The 17,355-nt window shown below is 63.8% G+C and carries 16 protein-coding genes; 14 read left to right on the top strand and 2 right to left on the bottom strand.

Annotated features, from left to right (window positions below; all coding sequences use genetic code 11):
* Positions 1-84 precede the first annotated feature (84 nt).
* From KCG44_RS04220 to KCG44_RS04165, 12 genes are all read left to right on the top strand, one after another.
* Entirely contained in the window at positions 85-1,476 is a 1,392-nt protein-coding gene (locus KCG44_RS04220; protein ID WP_218444401.1) for a serine hydrolase domain-containing protein, read from the top strand.
* Positions 1,473-1,940, top strand: coding sequence for a disulfide bond formation protein B (locus KCG44_RS04215; protein ID WP_218444400.1), 468 nt, complete (start codon positions 1,473-1,475; stop codon positions 1,938-1,940). Before KCG44_RS04220 ends, KCG44_RS04215 begins: the two co-directional genes overlap by 4 nt.
* 56 nt (positions 1,941-1,996) lie before the next feature.
* Positions 1,997-2,488 carry a demethoxyubiquinone hydroxylase family protein gene (locus KCG44_RS04210; protein WP_218444663.1) on the top strand — a complete coding sequence of 164 codons (492 nt, stop codon included), beginning with the start codon at positions 1,997-1,999 and terminating at the stop codon, positions 2,486-2,488.
* A gap of 134 nt (positions 2,489-2,622) precedes the next feature.
* Positions 2,623-3,822: an ADP-forming succinate--CoA ligase subunit beta gene (gene sucC / locus KCG44_RS04205; RefSeq protein ID WP_218444399.1), complete on the top strand. Its 1,200-nt coding sequence runs from the start codon at positions 2,623-2,625 to the stop codon at positions 3,820-3,822.
* 4 nt (positions 3,823-3,826) lie between these two features.
* Positions 3,827-4,702: a succinate--CoA ligase subunit alpha gene (gene sucD / locus KCG44_RS04200; protein ID WP_218444398.1), complete on the top strand. Its 876-nt coding sequence runs from the start codon at positions 3,827-3,829 to the stop codon at positions 4,700-4,702.
* A 181-nt stretch (positions 4,703-4,883) separates the two neighbouring features.
* A complete protein-coding gene (lnt, locus tag KCG44_RS04195) occupies positions 4,884-6,380 on the top strand; it encodes an apolipoprotein N-acyltransferase (RefSeq protein ID WP_218444396.1) in 1,497 nt (498 codons plus the stop codon).
* A gap of 89 nt (positions 6,381-6,469) precedes the next feature.
* Positions 6,470-7,681, top strand: coding sequence for a methionine adenosyltransferase (gene metK, locus KCG44_RS04190; protein ID WP_218444395.1), 1,212 nt, complete (start codon positions 6,470-6,472; stop codon positions 7,679-7,681).
* Between the two features lie 131 nt (positions 7,682-7,812).
* Complete coding sequence (trmB, locus tag KCG44_RS04185; protein ID WP_218444394.1) at positions 7,813-8,535, top strand: tRNA (guanine(46)-N(7))-methyltransferase TrmB; 723 nt, start codon at positions 7,813-7,815, stop codon at positions 8,533-8,535.
* Positions 8,536-8,650: 115 nt separating this feature from the next.
* Positions 8,651-9,469 carry a carbonic anhydrase gene (locus tag KCG44_RS04180; RefSeq protein WP_218444393.1) on the top strand — a complete coding sequence of 273 codons (819 nt, stop codon included), beginning with the start codon at positions 8,651-8,653 and terminating at the stop codon, positions 9,467-9,469.
* A 92-nt stretch (positions 9,470-9,561) separates the two neighbouring features.
* Positions 9,562-10,548 (top strand): class II fructose-bisphosphatase, encoded by a 987-nt coding sequence (gene glpX / locus KCG44_RS04175; RefSeq protein WP_218444392.1) that lies wholly within the window; start codon positions 9,562-9,564, stop codon positions 10,546-10,548.
* Positions 10,549-10,587: 39 nt separating this feature from the next.
* Positions 10,588-10,842 carry a DUF4212 domain-containing protein gene (locus KCG44_RS04170; protein WP_218444390.1) on the top strand — a complete coding sequence of 85 codons (255 nt, stop codon included), beginning with the start codon at positions 10,588-10,590 and terminating at the stop codon, positions 10,840-10,842.
* Between the two features lie 120 nt (positions 10,843-10,962).
* On the top strand, positions 10,963-11,526 hold the full coding sequence (locus tag KCG44_RS04165; protein WP_218444389.1) for a tetratricopeptide repeat protein: 564 nt from the start codon (positions 10,963-10,965) through the stop codon (positions 11,524-11,526).
* A 24-nt stretch (positions 11,527-11,550) separates the two neighbouring features.
* Here KCG44_RS04165 and KCG44_RS04160 read toward each other — a convergent pair whose 3' ends face one another.
* A complete protein-coding gene (locus KCG44_RS04160; protein ID WP_218444388.1) occupies positions 11,551-12,273 on the bottom strand; it encodes an SIMPL domain-containing protein in 723 nt (240 codons plus the stop codon).
* 121 nt (positions 12,274-12,394) lie between these two features.
* The gene (locus tag KCG44_RS04155; protein WP_218444386.1) at positions 12,395-12,652 is read right to left on the bottom strand and encodes a GlsB/YeaQ/YmgE family stress response membrane protein; all 258 of its coding nucleotides are present in this window, start codon (positions 12,650-12,652) and stop codon (positions 12,395-12,397) included.
* Between the two features lie 311 nt (positions 12,653-12,963).
* Between KCG44_RS04155 and KCG44_RS04150 the strand changes: the two genes are divergently transcribed.
* Entirely contained in the window at positions 12,964-14,148 is a 1,185-nt protein-coding gene (locus KCG44_RS04150; RefSeq protein WP_218444385.1) for an efflux RND transporter periplasmic adaptor subunit, read from the top strand.
* 12 nt (positions 14,149-14,160) lie between these two features.
* Positions 14,161-17,343 carry an efflux RND transporter permease subunit gene (locus tag KCG44_RS04145; RefSeq protein ID WP_218444384.1) on the top strand — a complete coding sequence of 1,061 codons (3,183 nt, stop codon included), beginning with the start codon at positions 14,161-14,163 and terminating at the stop codon, positions 17,341-17,343.
* Positions 17,344-17,355: the final 12 nt, after the last annotated feature.

Raw genomic sequence — 17,355 nt, 5'->3', positions numbered from 1 at the left:
CGTTTGTGGTCATTTTCTCAGGGGACGTTTTGCACATCCGCATCGTAAGGGTAAGACACAGGCAATTCATTCGAAGGACCGCTTATGCTCCGCTTTTCCCTATCATCGAACCGCCGCCTCACGGGCGCATTGCTTGCCGGTTCGTTTCTGATCGCGTCGGCCTGCACGACGGCGTCTGAACAGCGGGCCGCCGCACCGGCGGTGCCGGGCGCCTCTGCGGAAATGGCGGTTCCATCGGCGGAAATGGCAACGCCCGGGTTCGACAATCTACAGGCGCTGGCGGATCGCTATGTGGCGGAGCGCAAGGCCGCGAATGTCATCATTGGCGTTGCGCGCGGACGGGCGGACCCGGTCTGGATCACGTCCGGCACGCTGGCGCTGAACAGTGACGTGGCCGCCGACGACAGGTCCATCTACCGCATCTATTCCATGACGAAGCCCGTCATGGGCGTCATGGCGGCGCTGCTGATCGAGGACGGCACCCTCGCCCTTGATCAGCCCATCAGCGACTTCTTCCCTGAATTCAAAAATATGCGGGTTCTTCGTTCCAGGAATGGCGGCCTTGACGATACCGTCCCGGCAGAGCGTGAGATCACCATCCGGCACCTCCTGACGCACACGGCCGGCCTTGGCTATTCCATCATCCCGTCCGGCGTGTCCCAGGCGTATCGCAAGGCGGGCATCACGCCCGGTACGCGCCGCTTCGTCAGGCCCGGCGACGGGCCGCAGCCGGACGGGCTTGAGGCATTTGCCAAGAAGGTCGCCGAAATGCCGCTCGTCCTGCAGCCGGGAACGGAATGGAGCTATTCCATCTCCCTCGACCTGCTGGGCGCGGTCTTTGAAAAGGCGACAGGCAAGCCGCTCGCCGCCCTGCTGGACGAGCGTATCTTCACGCCGCTCGGCATGGATGATACCGGCTTTGTCGTGCCCACGTCCGAAAATGGCCGTCTGACGACGAATTACGTCGTCGCCGGTGCCATGAAGCTGCCGATGGCCCTGCCCGTCCCCGATGGCACGATCGTTCCCATCGATGGCCCGCCGAGCAGTGAATATAACGAAGCGGCAAAGGTGGAATCGGGCGGCGGCGGTCTTGCATCGACGGGCGCGGACTACATCACCTTCATGCATATGCTGACAAATCGCGGCATGGTGGACGGACGGCAGGTCCTGCCGCGCGCCGCTGCGGAACTGGTCACCTCGAACCTGCTGCCGGACGGCGTCTTTTACGAGGGCGACGATGGCTATGGCGCTGGCGGCCTGGTGGTCCTTACCCCCGACAGCCCAGAATTCGCCGGCAGCTATGGATGGGGCGGCGCGGCGGGCACGCTTGCCAGTTCCCTTCCTTCGGCGAATGCGAGCATCGTCCTGATGACGCAATATCTGCCGCAACAGGCCTATCCGCTGCGCGATGAGCTTAGCGCCGCATTCCGGGCGGATATGATGGCGATGCAGGGCACCGCCACAGCGGCGCAATGATGGCGCATTCGCCGATACGCGCGCACCTCGTCCTGCTCCTCGTTCCGGCGGCACTGCTTGGCGGCGCGCTGGCGGCGCAGCATGCCTATGGCCTTTACCCGTGCGAGATGTGCATGTGGCAGCGCTGGCCGCACGTCGTCGCGCTGATACTCGCCAGTCTCGCCTTGTTCGTGAAGGGCGGCGCGCGCGCGTCCTGCCTGCTTCTGGCGGCGCTGGCGCTCGGGACCAGCGGCGCCATCGGCGCATTCCACGCGGGCGTCGAATATGGCTTCTGGACCGGACCGACCACCTGCACCGCGCCGCCCAGCGCGTCCGACGATTTCATGACCGCCATCATCGCCGCGCCGGTCGTGCGCTGCGATACCGCACCCTGGAGCCTGTTCGGCATCAGCCTTGCCGGTTATAACGCCCTCATATCCTTACTGAGTGCGGGAGTGGCCCTGTGGCTGATGAAACGCCGATAGCGACGACGCAGATCGCAGCAAACCTGCCGGGCGACCGGGACATTGATACGGACAGCATGATCCGGGTCGACCAGGCCGGTGAATATGGCGCCGCGCGGATTTATGCGGGCCAGCTTGCCGTGATGGGCAACCGGCATCCCATGGCCGCTGAAATCGGCCGCATGAAAGTGCAGGAGCAGCGCCATCTCGACACGTTCAATCGCCTGCTTGCGGAACGCGGCGTGCGCCCGACCATCCTGTCGCCCTTATGGGACGCCGCCGGATTCGCGCTGGGTGCGGCGACGGCCCTGATGGGTCCGCGCGCCGCCATGGCCTGCACCGCCGCCGTCGAAACCGAAATCGACGCGCATTATTCCGCGCAGCTCGAGGCGCTGGGCGACACCGATCCCGAACTCACCGCGCATATCGAGGATTTTCAGGCCGAAGAGCAGGAGCACAGGGAAACCGCGCTCGCGCACGGCGCTGCCGACACGCCGGGTTATCCCGTGCTCAGCGCCGTCATCCGCGCGGGCTGCCGCGCCGCGATTGCGGTCGCAAAGCGGGTCTGAACCCTCCCGGAAACCGTCACTGATAAGCGCCGCGGGCGCATTTCGGCGAATTGCGCCTTTCCCGCGCGCGCGTCTTTTGTCATGGAGGGCGCAAAGTTCACGCCAACAGATTCGATTTCTCGGAGACCCCCGACATGAACATTCACGAATATCAGGCCAAGGCGCTGCTTGCCGAACATGGCGCGCCCATTTCGAAGGGCTTCCCGGCCATGACCGTCGAAGAAGCGATCGCGGGCGCGAAGCAGCTCCCCGGCCCGGTCTATGTCGTGAAATCGCAGATCCACGCGGGCGGACGCGGCAAGGGCCGCTTCAACGGCCTCGGTGACGATGCCGCGGGCGGTGTGCGCGTCGTGAAATCCATCGAAGCTGTCGAGGAAAACGCAAAGGAAATGCTCGGCCGCGTCCTTGTCACGCACCAGACCGGTCCAGAGGGCAAGCAGGTCAACCGCCTCTACATTGAGGACGGCGCCGACATTGCGAAGGAATATTATCTCTCCGTCCTCGTCGACCGCGCAACCGGCATGCCCGCCTTCGTGGTCTCGACCGAGGGCGGCATGGATATCGAAGACGTCGCCGAGAAGACGCCGGAAAAGATCCTGACCATCACGGTCGATCCCGCCACCGGCTATCAGCCGCACCATGGCCGCGCGATCGCCGCCGCGCTGAAACTGTCCGGCGATACCGGCAAGAAGGCGGCAAAGCTCGGCAAGACGCTGTATGACGCCTTCCTGGCGACCGACGCCGCCATGCTGGAAATCAACCCGCTGGTGGAAACCGGCGCGGGCGAGCTTCTGGTGCTCGACGCGAAAATGGGTTTCGACGGCAATTCGCTCTACCGCCACCCCAGGATCGAAGCGCTGCGCGACGAATCGGAAGAGGACGCGGCAGAGATCGAGGCGGGTAAATACGACCTCGCTTATGTGAAACTCGATGGCAATATCGGCTGCATGGTGAACGGCGCGGGCCTCGCTATGGCCACCATGGACATCATCAAGCTGAACGGCGCGGAACCCGCCAATTTCCTCGACGTCGGCGGCGGGGCCACGACCGAAAAGGTGACGGCCGCGTTCAAGATCATCCTGTCCGATCCCGCGGTCACCGGCATCCTCGTCAACATCTTCGGCGGCATCATGCGCTGCGACATCATCGCAGAGGGCATCGTCGCGGCGGCCAAGGAAGTGAACCTCTCGGTTCCCCTCGTGGTTCGCCTCGAAGGCACGAATGTCGACAAGGGCAAGAAGATCCTCGCCGACAGCGGCCTCCCCATCGTGAGCGCCGATGATCTCGGCGACGCGGCCAAGAAAATCGTAGCTGAAGTCAAGAAGGCGGCCTGAACCCATGTCCATTCTCATCAACAAGAACACCAAGGTTCTCTGCCAGGGCCTGACCGGCAATACGGCGACCTTCCACACCGAGGCCGCCATTGAATATGGCACGAAAATGGTCGGCGGCGTCGTCCCCGGCAAGGGCGGGCAGGAGCATCTCGGCCTTCCCGTCTTCTCGACCATGCAGGAGGCCATGAACGAGACGAAGGCCGATGCGTCCGTCGTCTATGTGCCGCCGCCCTTCGCCGCCGATTCGATCATGGAAGCCATCGAAGCCGAAGTGCCGCTCATCATCGCCATCACCGAGGGCATTCCGGTTCTCGACATGGTGAAGGTGAAGCGCGCGCTCTGCGGATCGAAATCGCGCCTGATCGGCCCGAACTGCCCCGGCGTCCTGACGCCTGGCGAGTGCAAGATCGGCATCATGCCGGGCAATATCTTCCTCGATGGCTCCGTCGGCGTTCTTTCGCGCTCGGGCACGCTGACCTACGAGGCCGTGAAACAGACCACGGACGTCGGCCTGGGCCAGACGACGGCGGTGGGCATTGGCGGCGATCCCGTCAACGGCACCAATTTCATCGACGTCCTCGACCTGTTCCTCAATGACGAGGAAACGAAGTCGATCATCATGATCGGCGAAATCGGCGGCAGCGCCGAGGAGGAAGCCGCCGAATTCCTGAAATCGCACGCCATCAAGAAACCGATGGTCGGCTTCATTGCCGGGCGCACCGCCCCCAAAGGCCGCACCATGGGTCATGCCGGCGCCATCGTATCGGGCGGCAAGGGCGGCGCGGAATCGAAGATCGCGGCCATGCAGGACGCCGGCATCACCGTCGTCGATTCCCCATCCGAACTCGGCACGACGCTGAAGAAGGTTCTGGAAGGCTGAGCATGACGCGTCCTCCACCGCGAGCGGGGGAGGTGGCGGCGAAGCCGTCGGAGGGGGGCGCGAGGCACAGCCGAGCGTCTGAACTGTCAGGCAATGCGATGATCGGCAGTACCGCGCCACGCTTCGCTCCGCTCGCGCGCCCGCCTCACCTCCCGCGCAAGCGGGGGAGGGAAGCGCGCGCATGACCTACGCCATCGCCTTCATCTTCGGCATCCTTGGCGGTTTTGCCTTCGCGCCGTGGAACATCGCGCTCGCCATGCCGCTGTCGCTCGGCGTGATGCTGTTCCTCCTGGAGCGGGCCGTCGCCGCGAACGCGGCACGCAGGCGCGCCTTTGCCATCGGCTGGTGGTGGGGCCTTGGCAATTTCCTCGTCGGCCAGTTCTGGATCGCGGAGGCGTTCAACTTTCAGGCCAAGATGCCCGCCGCCCTTGGCTGGCTGGCCGTCATCATGCTGTCGGCCATCATGGGTCTTTATCCCGGCGTCAGCGCGGCGGTCGCGTCCCGCTTCAAACGCGGGCCCATAGCCAGGACGCTCGCCTTCGCGGGCATGTGGATGCTGGCGGAGTGGCTGCGCGGCTATCTCTTCTCCGGCTTCGGCTGGAACCCGCTCGGGATTGTCAGCCTGCCGCTGGGTGAGCTGGCGCAAATCGCCGCGCTGATCGGCGCGCTCGGCCTGTCGGGCATCATTGCCCTCGCCAGCTACGGCCTGGCGCATCTGGCATTGCGGCGCGTGCATCTGGCGGCCGCACTCATCATACCCGTCATCATCGCCGCGTTCGCGCCGATACCGTTCATGCAGCCGACGGCATATACCGATACCCGTCTCGACATCATCCAGGCCAATATCGGCCAGGACGAGAAATACGGTCCCGGCGCCATCGAAGGGGCGATCCGCCGCTACAGCGCCCTCTCACCGCCGCCTTCCGGCACGCCGCGCCTGCTGATCTGGCCGGAGGCCGCCATTCCCGATGTTATCGACGAGCTTCCCGGCCTGCGTGCGCGACTGGCCGGTCATCTGCTCGGCCCCGATGACGTGTTCATCCTGGGCGGCCTGAAGGCGCTGCGCGGCCCGGATGGCCGCACCATTGCCGCGCATAACAGCCTGTTCGTCCTGGGGCCGGAGGGCGGCATTCGCGACCGCTACGACAAGACCGTCCTTGTTCCCTACGGCGAATATCTGCCCGCCCGGCCGCTGCTTGAGGCGATCGGGCTGGCGCGCCTTGCGCCCGGTGCCCTCGACTTCGTCCCCGGTACCGGGCCGCACACCCTGAACCTGCCCGGCTTCCCGAACGTCGGCGCGATGATCTGCTATGAGGCGGTATATCCAGAGGCGGCGTCTTCTTCGCCCCGTCCCCGCTGGCTCCTGAACCTCTCCAATGATGCGTGGTTCACCGACGAAGGCGCCGAAATGCATCTGGCTCATGCCCGCCTGCGCGCCATCGAACAGGGGCTGCCTGTCGCCCGCTCGACACCGACAGGCATCAGTGCCGTCATCGACCCGTGGGGCCGGGTGACCGCGGCGCTTGGCCGCGGCACCGCGGGACGCGTGATCGCACAGCTGCCCGCGCCGCGCGCGCCGACATTGTTCGCGCGAACGGGCACCGCACTGCCGCATGGCATCGCGCTCATGCTGATCCTTGCCGCCTTCATCCTGTCCGCTCGCCAAGGCAGGACATAAGGAAATCTTTATATCTCATCTTGCACACATAGGCGCTGCGCTTTACAGCCATTCGGAAACACCCGTTTTCACTATTGAAAGACCCGCCAATGGCCCGGACCGACTATCTGTTCACCAGCGAAAGCGTTTCCGAAGGACACCCTGACAAGGTTTCCGACCAGATTTCCGACGCGATTGTCGACCTGATCATCGCCAGGGAGCCAGAGGCGCGCATCGCCTGCGAAACGCTGGTAACGACGGACCAGATCACGCTGGGCGGGGAGATCCGCTGCGCGGGCATGGTGGACGCCGATGATCGGATCACGCCGGAGGCCAATGCCGAAATCGAGGCGGCGGCCCGTCAGATGGTCAGGGAAATCGGCTATGAACAGGACGGTTTCCACTGGGAAACCGCGGGCTTTACCAACCATCTGCACGGTCAGTCCGCCGACATTGCGCAGGGCGTCGACGCAGGCGGCGAAGGCTCCAACAAGGATGAAGGCGCGGGCGATCAGGGCATCATGTTCGGCTATGCCTGTGACGAGACGGACGCGCTCATGCCCGCCACGCTTCACTGGTCGCACCAGATCCTGAAACGGCTTGCCGATGACCGCCATTCCGGCGCCGCGCCCTTTCTGGAACCCGATTCGAAAAGCCAGGTGTCGCTGCGCTACGCGGACAGCAAACCCGTCGCCGCGACCGCGCTCGTCGTTTCGACACAGCACGCGCCCGGCTATCATGAGGGCGCAAAGGGCGCGCAGCTATCGGACTATGTGCGCTCCGTCTTTCACGACGTGCTGCCCGAAGGCTTCATCTCCGACCAGACCGTCATGCACATCAACCCGACCGGCAAGTTCGAGATCGGCGGCCCCGACGGCGATGCCGGCCTGACAGGCCGCAAGATCATCGTCGACACCTATGGCGGCGCCAGCCCGCATGGCGGCGGCGCGTTTTCCGGTAAGGACCCGACGAAGGTCGATCGTTCAGCGGCATATGTGACGCGCTACCTTGCCAAGAATATCGTCGCCGCAGGCCTTGCCAGGCGCTGCACGATCCAGCTCAGCTACGCTATCGGCGTTGCCGAGCCGCTCTCGCTCTACGTCGATCTGCACGGCAGCGGCGATGCCGATCCGGCAAAGCTCGAACTATTGCTGCCGCAGCTTGTACGCCTGACGCCGAAGGGCATTCGGACGCACCTTGGCCTCAACAAGCCGATCTATCGCCCCACCGCCGCCTACGGCCATTTCGGCCGGACCGCCGACGGCGACTTCTTCCCTTGGGAACGCACCGATCTTGTGGAAACGTTGCGGGCGGAATTCTAGCGGCAGGTCGGCTTCGCCGCCGGTCCGCACCAGCAGGTCATATTCATCACAACCGTGCGACCAGGCGGTTTCCTGACGCATATGCAACCTGTGGTTGCACTGCGCCGCCGCGCACGGCAAGCGCCCGTCCCATGACTGCGCACAAGACCGGCGATCCGACCACCCTCAACAGGCTCTATGGCCGTACGAAGGGTCACCGTCTGCGCCCGGGGCAGAAGGCGCTGCTCGACGAACTCTATCCCGCCCTTGCGATCCCCGAGGACGGCCCGCTCACGGTGGGCGCGATGTTCGGCGATGCGCCCGGCAGCCCGCGTCCGCTCCATTTCGAAATCGGCTTTGGCGCGGGCGAACATCTTGCCTATCGCGCCGACCTGCTGCCCGATCACGCCTTCATCGGTGCGGAGCCTTTCGTGAACGGCATGGTCGGCGCGCTGCAGCATATTCGCGACCAGCGGCTCGCCAATGTGCGCCTGTATCTGGGCGATGCCCTGGACGCACTTGCCCGCGTTCCCGACGGCACGCTTGCCTTCGTTTACCTGCTGCACCCCGACCCGTGGCCCAAGGCGCGGCACGCGAAGCGGCGCATGATGAATCCCGGTCCGCTTGACCTGATTACGGCCAAACTGCGCCCCGGCGGCATTTTCAGAATGGCGACCGATCACCCGATTTACTGTCGCTGGTCGATGATGCAGATGGCCCCGCGCATCGGCCCGGACGGCGATTTCGACTGGATGGCGGAACGCGCGAATCACTTCGCCAGGGCACCGTCGGGCTGGCGGCTGACGCGCTATGCGGAAAAGGCGCTGCGTGAGGGGCGCGAATTGTGGTTTTTCCAGTATCAGAAGCGCGGCTGACCACCCATTACCTCATGTGCGACGATCTGCCCCTGTTGGATCGCCGCGTGATTCGGGAACCGCACCTGCGAAATCCGCGTTGCTGGCGCACACACTTTGACCGGAGACCCATCTCATGCGCAGTGCGCTTCTTATTGCCGTTCCCGCCTTCACACTCGCTCTCGCCGCTTGCGGGGAAAGCGCCGACGTTGAGACAGTCGAGGTCGAAAACGTTGGGACAGCCGAGGCGGAGGTTCCTGCACTGACCGCCGACGACTGGTCCTATGACGGCGAGGGCGGCCCGCAAGGCTGGGCGTCGCTCGATGCCGCCAATGCTGTCTGCGATGCCGGTACGCGCCAGTCGCCCATAGACATCCCGGCCGCTGCCGACGTGCCTTCCGAAGGCGCGCCCGCGCTTGACATCCAATGGGCCGCTGGCCCGCTGACCATTGAGGGCGTGGGCTATAACAGCAATATTGTCGCGCCCGAGGGCAGCTACATCACGATCGACGGGGAGCGCTTCGATTTCGTGCAGATGCACATGCACACCCCGTCCGAAGAGCTGATCGCCGGCAAGCAGTTCGCCGCCGACGCGCACTTTGTTCACGCCAATGAAGCCGGCGAACTCGCCGTGGTCGGCGTCCTGTTCGAAGAGGGCGAGGAAAACGCTGCGCTCGCGCCGATCTGGGCGAATTTGGGCACCGACAAAACCACCACGACCGTCGATGGCGCGACTTTCGATCCGAACGCATTGCTGCCGGAAGATCGCGACTTCTACAATTATACCGGCTCGCTGACGACGCCGCCCTGCAGCGAAGGCGTGAACTGGTTCGTGATGTCGAACCCGCTGACCATTTCGGCGGCGCAGGTCGCCGCGCATCAGAGCCTTTACGGCAGGACCGCGCGTCCGGCGCAGGCGGGCAATGACCGCGAAATCGTTTTCGCCGACATGTAATCGGTCAAATACACCCTGGGGGGAGTTGCCCCCCGTTTGAGGTCCGGCTAGGTCGCGTGGCAATTCACCACGCCCTTAGCCGGACTTTTATTATGACCAAACCTTCCAGTGCGCTCGATCGTGTTCTCGTTCTCGAAATGGTGCGCGTCACGGAAGCGGCTGCCATCGCCGCATCGAAACTGATTGGACGCGGCGATGAGAAGGCCGCCGACGCCGCCGCCGTCGAGGCGATGCGTGCATCGCTCAATATGCTCGACATGGATGGCACCATCGTCATCGGCGAGGGTGAGCGCGACGAGGCCCCCATGCTGTACATCGGTGAGAAGGTCGGCAAGGCATCGAAGGGCGCGCCCGCCATCGATATCGCGCTTGATCCGCTTGAAGGCACGACCATCACGGCAAAGGCGGGTCCAAACGCCCTTGCGGTCCTCGCCATCGCCGACAAGGGCTGCCTGCTCAACGCGCCCGACACCTATATGGACAAGATCGCGATCGGCCCCGGCTATTCCGACGGCCTCGTCTCGCTGGACAAAAGCGTCACGGAAAATGTCGAAGCGCTCGCCAGGGAAAAAGGCGTCGCGCCCGGGGACATCATCGCCTGCGTCCTGGACCGTGCGCGTCATGACAAGATCATTGCGGAGCTGCGCGGCATTGGCTGCGGCATCCAGCTGATTCCGGACGGCGACGTGGCGGGCGTGATCGCCGTCACCGATCCCGATACCACCATCGACATCTATTTCGGCCAGGGCGGCGCGCCAGAAGGCGTTCTTGCCGCCGCGGCGCTCCGCTGCGTTGGCGGCCAGATGCAGGGCCGCCTCGTCTTCCGCAATGATGACGAGAAGCGCCGCGCTGCCAAATGGGGCATCACCGACCTCGACCGCATCTACACCATGAACGACATGGCGAAGGGCGATGTGATCTTCGCCGCATCGGGCGTCACCGATGGCTCGCTGCTTGACGGCGTGAAGCGCCTGCGCGGCGGCGGCCTGACAACGGAAAGCGTCGTCATGCGCGCTTCTTCCGGCACCGTCCGCTATGTGAAGTCCAGGTTGCAAAGAGAACCCGCGACGGTCGCTTGAGGGGGTTTCCGCAGACATAGTCTCTGGGGAGGGACCGGGATGAGCAAGAAGGAGGACACCACCGCCTATTGGCGCGCCAATGTCCGGCTGCTCCTGATCCTCCTCGTCATCTGGTTCAGCGTCTCGTTCGGCGCGGGCATCCTGCTGCGCCCCTGGCTCGATAATTTCAGCCTGGGCGGCTACCCGCTCGGCTTCTGGTTCGCGCAGATCGTTGCCATGGTCACGTGCCGCATGACCGCCGCGCCGCCAGCCGAAATCAACGAGCTCGTCGAGCGGATCCGTATCCCCGCCTAAATATTTGAAAACCGCTGGCAAACCCGGTGGACGCACCTGCGGCACTACCGCGCCATTCCGGAATCAGCGGTTTTCTGCTATATGGCCTTGTGCGTGACGCAAGGGGAGGAGACTCAGACCATGGCGATCAGGGCAATTGGATTTGGTGCGGCGGCGGTGATGTGCGCGGCATTGGCGACATTCGCGGCACAAAGCGCCATCACCGTCATCGGCAGCAGCAATGCACGGCTTTGTTATCTGGCTGCGGAACATCGCCAGCAATTGAGGGGCGCGATCGAGGCCTGCGACGCGGCGCTGACAACAGAGGCGCTGTCCCGGCGGGACCGCTCGGCGACCTTCGTCAATCGCGGCATTGTCCGCATGCAGGCGGAACAGTTCGACAGGGCGCTGCAGGACTTCCGCAGCGCGCTGGAAATCGACGCCAGTCTTGCCGAGGCCCATACAAATCGCGGCATCGCCGAATGGCGCAAGGGCAGCGACAAGGCCGCCGCCCTTGCCAGTCTGACCCGGGGGATCGAGCTCGATACGGCGGAGGCCGACGTGGCGCATTTCTACCGCGCCCTCGTCAATGAGGATCTCGGCGACCTCGCCGCCGCCTATCGCGATCTGCAAAAGGCGGCCGAACTCAATCCCGATTGGAACGCCCCCCAACAGGAACTGTCCCGGTTCAAGATTGTCGGCTGACCGCCTGGCGCGGAAAGCCGGCTCCTATTTCAACTCGTAGACGACGGTAACATTTGCGTTCAGGCCCAGCTGCCCCGGCTCCACAGGCGTCGACATATCCTCGGCGACGTCCGACATCGCCCGCATCATCGGCATGGGAGGGGGGGAATGGTGACCGCCCTCGCTGATCGACACGATGCGGGCCACGCTCATGCCCGCTGCGCCGGCATAGATGTCGGCCCGTTCTCGCGCTTTGGCCATGGCGTCACGGCGTGCATCGTTCATCGCACCTTCTGAATCCTCGATGCTGAAGCTCGGCCCGTTGATCTGATTCGCACCTTGGGACACCAGCGCATCCAGCACGCTGCCCGCGTCACCGATATCCCGCAGGGTCACGCTGACCATATTCTGCACCTGATAGCCGGTAAGGCGCGGCGGCTGGTTCTCGCCATAGCGGTATTGCGGGCTAAGATTCAGATTGGAGGTCTGGATATCCTCCCGCTTGATGCCTGCGGACCTCAACGCGCTGACGACACGCTCCATGCGTTCGCGGTTCTGGCGCATGGCGTCGTCCGCCGTCTCGGCCTGTGTCACGACACCTGCGGAAACATTGGCGATGTCAGGGGCGCTACGGCTTATCCCCGTGGCGGAGATCGTGAGCAGCGTTGCGTTCGCCATTTGGGTGGTCATCACGCGCTCATCCTGCGCCGCCGCGGGCATGGCGACCAGTGAAACGGCCATCGCGGCCAGCAGCAAAGTCGGTTTCATGGGCTTTTCTCCTCATTCTCGAAACGAAAAACGGCACGCATGAGCAAATCATGCGTGCCGTCCCTATCACCCGCAGGCGCCTGAACGCCGCATGAGTGCGTTTTTCAGGTTCAGACGCGCCTTAAACGCTGCGCGACTTGAACATCCTGTACAGGAACAGCAGCAGCACGGAGCCGCCTGTCGCGATCAGGATCGTCGGGATGTTGATTCCGCTCGTGCCGATACCGAGGAGACTGCTGCCAATGAACCCGCCGACAAGCGCGCCTGCGATACCGATCAGAATCGTCACGATAATGCCGCCCGGATCACGCCCCGGCATGATCAGTTTACCAAGTGCGCCTGCGATCAGGCCAACCACAATATAAGATAACCAACCCATTTTCGGTCCTTCCCTTTTCATTGTTGTCACCGATCAACGCCGTTTTAACGAAATGTCTCCATCGAGAGGGCAAGATTTCCGTCAGCTCCGACAAAATGTAGGGATTCCGGCGGCATCGCTGCTATCCTCCCGGCCGCTAAATGGCCGCAGGATGCGAGAAAAATGCCAATACAAAGCTCGCTTTTTCAACAAGCTTGCGAGCGGTGATATATTCGCCTAATACACATGATATTACGCAGGACGGTGCCCCCATCCGTTTCGGCCTGACCCAGCGAAGGGCCTTACAAGGATCCAAGAGTGACGAGATGAATATGCATGAGAGCATAAAGGTCGATGACCTCGATACCGCGCAGGAGCCGCGGCAACACCCTTCGCGGCGCATGTCCGGTCGTACCATCGCCGTTCTGGCAATTGTTGGTGTCGCCGTGGCGGCCCTCCTCGCATGGATGGTGTTTGGCGGCGCGGACGAACCTGCTCCGGCCGCGGCGGACGGCGGCGGCGAGGGACCGTCCGTGTCCGTCATGGTCCCGGGGCTCGATTCGGTTGTGGCCAATGTGCGCGTAACGGGCAGCGTCGCCGCCCGCCGCGATCTTCCCGTCGGCCTTCAGGGTCAGGGCGGCATGGTCGTCGCCGTTCTGGTGGATGAGGGCGACTATGTGCGGCGCGGCCAGGTGCTGGCGCGCGTCGACAGATCCGTCCAGTCTCAGCAGGTCGCGCAGCTCCGCGCCAGCGTCGTTCAGGCGGATGCGGACGCGGCGCTCGCCCAGTCCGAACTCGACCGTGCCGCCGCGCTGGTCGAGCGCGGCTTCATCTCCACCGCTGATATCGAGCGCCGGACCGCAAGCCGTGACAGTGCGCGTGCGCGCGTCAACGTCGCCCGCGCGCAGCTCCGCGCTGCGGAGGCGCAGCTGGCACAGCTTGACGTTCGCGCGCCAGAGGCCGGGCTGGTGATCGAGCGCCGTGTCGAAAAAGGCCAGGTCGTCAGCTCCGGGTCAGGGGCGCTGTTCCGCATCGCCCAGGGCGGCGAGATGGAATTGCGGGCCGAGGTGGCAGAGCAGGACCTCGCCGCGCTTTCCGTTGGACAGGCGGCTCAGGTCAGCCTCGTGGGCAGTCCGGTTTCCTATCGCGGCGAAGTCTGGATGGTCGAACCGATCATCGATTCGACCTCTCGGCAGGGTACCGCGCGTATTCTGATCCGCGGTGATCGTCAGGTGCGTCCGGGCGCCTTTGCCACGGGTACCATTGAAACCGGTTCGGCGACGCGCCCCGTGCTTCCGGAATCGGCGGTTCTGGGCGGCGGCGATACCGCACATGTCTACATCGTCGGTCCCGACAATACCGCCGTGCGGCGCAGCATCCGTATTGGCGCCGTTACCGTCGATGGCGTCGTTGTGGCCGAGGGACTGGAGGGAACGGAGCAGGTCGTCATGTCCGCCGGTGCCTTCCTCAACCCCGGTGAGAAAATCCGGCCGACACTCGTCGAGCCTGAGGCTTAAAGGGACCGGCGCATGCGCAACATCTCATCCTGGTCGATCCAGAATCCGGTCGTTTCGATCGTTCTGTTCACGGCGCTGACGCTGGCGGGCATCGTCAGCTTCATGCGTCTCGACATTAATAACGACCCGGATGTGACCTTCCCGGCGGCGTCGGTGCGTGTTGTGCAGCCCGGTGCCGCCGCCGAAGAACTGAAAACGCAGGTTACGCAGCGCGTCGAGGCCGCCGTTCGCGGCGTCAACGGCGTCGACGAGATCACCTCGACCATTCGCGAGGGCAGCTCGTCCACCTTCATCCAGTTTGACATTGGCGTCCCCATCGACCGCGCCGTCAACGATGTGCGCGACGCCGTTGCCAGTATCCGTTCCGACCTTCCCGAAGGCATATTGGAACCGCAGGTCCAGCGGCAGGATTTCGGCGGCATCCTTGCCTACATGTCGGTCGAGGCCGTCGACATGACGCAGCAGCAGCTCAGCTGGTTTGCCGACGATGTCGTGGCGAAACGTTTGCTCAGCATTTCCGGCATGTCGTCGGTGGGCCGTTCAGGCGGTGTGGACCGCGAAATCCGCATCGAACTCGATCCGGAGCGCATGCAGGCGTTCGGCGTCACGGCGGCGCAGGTGAACAGCCAGCTCAGGCAGCTGAACATCAATGCGGGCGGCGGCCGCGCCGAGATCGCCGGTGCCGAACAGTCCGTGCGCGTGCTTGGCAATGCCGCGGACATCCGCTCGCTTGCCGAGACACGTATCAATCTGGGCGGCGGCCGCACCGTGCGGCTTGAGGAAATCGCCGAGGTTGCCGACTCCTTCGGCGAACAGCGCAATGTCGCCAAGCAGAACGGCCGCGAAGTTGTCGGCGTTCGGCTGGAAAAGGCGAAGGGCGCGTCGGACGTGACCGTTTTCGAGGCCGTTCAGGACGAACTCGTCAAAATGCGCGATGAGTATCCGGGCGTCAAATTCCAGATATTGTTCACGCCTTATGACTATACGATCGAACAGTATAAGGCGTCGATGCTAGCCCTCATCGAGGGTGCCATTCTTGCCGTTCTGGTCGTTTTCCTGTTCCTGCGCGACTGGCGCGCCATGCTGATTGCCGCGACCGCGATCCCGCTATCGGCGATCCCGACCTTCTGGGTCATGGATTTGCTGGGGTTCACCCTGAACAGCCTGTCGCTCCTGGCGCTGGCGCTCGTCGCCGGTGTCCTGGTCGATGACGCCATTGTCGAGATCGAGAATATCGTCCGTCACATGCGCATGGGCAAAACCCCTTATGAGGCCTCGATGGAGGCCGCCGACGAAATCGGTCTCGCCGTGGTCGCGACCACCTTCTCGATCGTCGCCGTATTCCTCCCCGTTGGCCTGATGTCCGGCATTACGGGCCAGTTCTTCAAACAGTTCGGACTGACGGTCGTGGCGGCCGTCCTGTTCAGTCTGGCCGTGGCCCGAATGGTCACGCCGTTGATGGCGGCTTACTTCCTGAAATCGCATGGCGAGGCCAAGCATGGCGAAGGCCCGCTCATGGACTTTTATGAAAAAGTGCTGGCCTGGACCCTGACACGCAGAAAGCATCCGCAGCGTGTGGGGGAGCAGTTCTCCGACGAAAGTCGTGGCCGCCGCTTGTGGCTGCGCGTGCGCCGGCTTGGCGGCGACCTGTTCCGCGATCACCGCGTCTGGACCTGCATGATCGGTGTTCTTGCGCTTGGCCTGACGGTGCTCAGTTTCGCGACACTACCGTTCACCTTCCAGCCAGAGGTCGACAACAAATCCGTGCAGGTGAATATCGAGATGCCGCCCGGCTCCACGTTCACGCGCAGCGAAATCATTGCTGACAGGGTGACGCAATTTCTGCTGGAGCAGCCGGAGACCGAGGATGTTTTCCAGGCCATCGGCGTCGATGACGCGACACTTTATGTGAACCTGAAGGACGACCGGGAACGGTCCAGCATTGAATTCACGCGGCAGGTGGGCCCGCAGCTCGGCGATTTCGCGGATGCCCGGATCAGTTTCCAGGCGCAGCAGAATTTCGGCGGCGGCGGGCGCGACGTGAACCTGATGATCGCGGGCAGCGACTCGCAGGTTCTTGAGGAGACCGCGCAAAAAATCGTGGCCGAGCTGAGAGCCGACGAGCGCTTCGTGGCGCCGCGCATTGCGGGCGACCTGCAACGCCCGGAACTGGTGATCTCGCCGAACTTCGCGCTGGCCGCAGATCTTGGCATCACGACATCCGCGCTGAGCCAGACGATCCGCATCGCCACGATTGGCGACATTGACCAGAATGTTGCCAAATTCAGCCTGTCCGACCGCCAGATCCCGATCCGCGTGGTCCTGCCGCCCAGCTCGCGCCAGTCTCTCGATACCATCGCCAATCTGCCGGTGCCCACGGCGGCGGGCGGCTCGGTTCCCCTCAAGGTTGTCGCCAAGATTTCGCTAAGCTCCGGGCCCGAGCAATTGCGGCGCTTCAATCAGCAGGACCGCATCATCATCGGTGCCGACCTTGTCGACGGCATCGTTGCGGGCGAAGGGCAGAGAATTGCCGAGTCGGTCCCGACGATGCAGAATCTGCCCATGGGTGTGATGAAGCCGTCGTTCGGCATGTCGAAAATGCAGTCCGAGCTCATCACACAATTTGCGATCGCGACGATTTCGGGCATCCTCCTGGTATTCGCCGTGCTGGTGCTGCTCTACAAGCGCGCCATGCCGCCTTTCGTGAACATGGGCTCGCTGCTGCTGGCGCCTCTTGGCGGCGGCATCGCGCTTCACCTGACCGGTAATGTGATTTCCATGCCCGTCCTCATTGGTCTCCTCATGCTTCTCGGCATCGTCGCAAAGAATTCGATCCTGCTGATCGACTTCGCGCTCGAAGAGATGGAGAAGGGCGTACCGCGCAAGGTCGCCATCATGGATGCGGGCCGCAAGCGCGCGCAGCCGATCGTCATGACGACCATCGCCATGGCCGCCGGCATGCTTCCGACCGCGCTTTCGCTGACCGGCGACGGGGCCTGGCGCGCGCCGATGGGCATTGTCGTGATCGGCGGACTGCTTTTGTCGACTGTCCTCACCCTGTTGATCGTTCCCGCTGGATTCAGTCTTGCGGATGATTTCGAGAAGTTCCTCGGGCGCGTCTTTGGCCGTTTCGTGAATTCCGCGAATGACCCCCGCGTCCCCGGCAAGAAGGCGGGCGTGCAGCCTGCGGAGTGAAGCGTTCGTCGC

It is taken from the genome of Pacificimonas pallii (assembly GCF_019204005.1).
GTDB lineage: Bacteria > Pseudomonadota > Alphaproteobacteria > Sphingomonadales > Sphingomonadaceae > Pacificimonas > Pacificimonas pallii.
The sequence above is the reverse complement of the archived record's forward strand: the minus strand, read 5'-3'. Positions and strand labels throughout refer to the sequence as shown.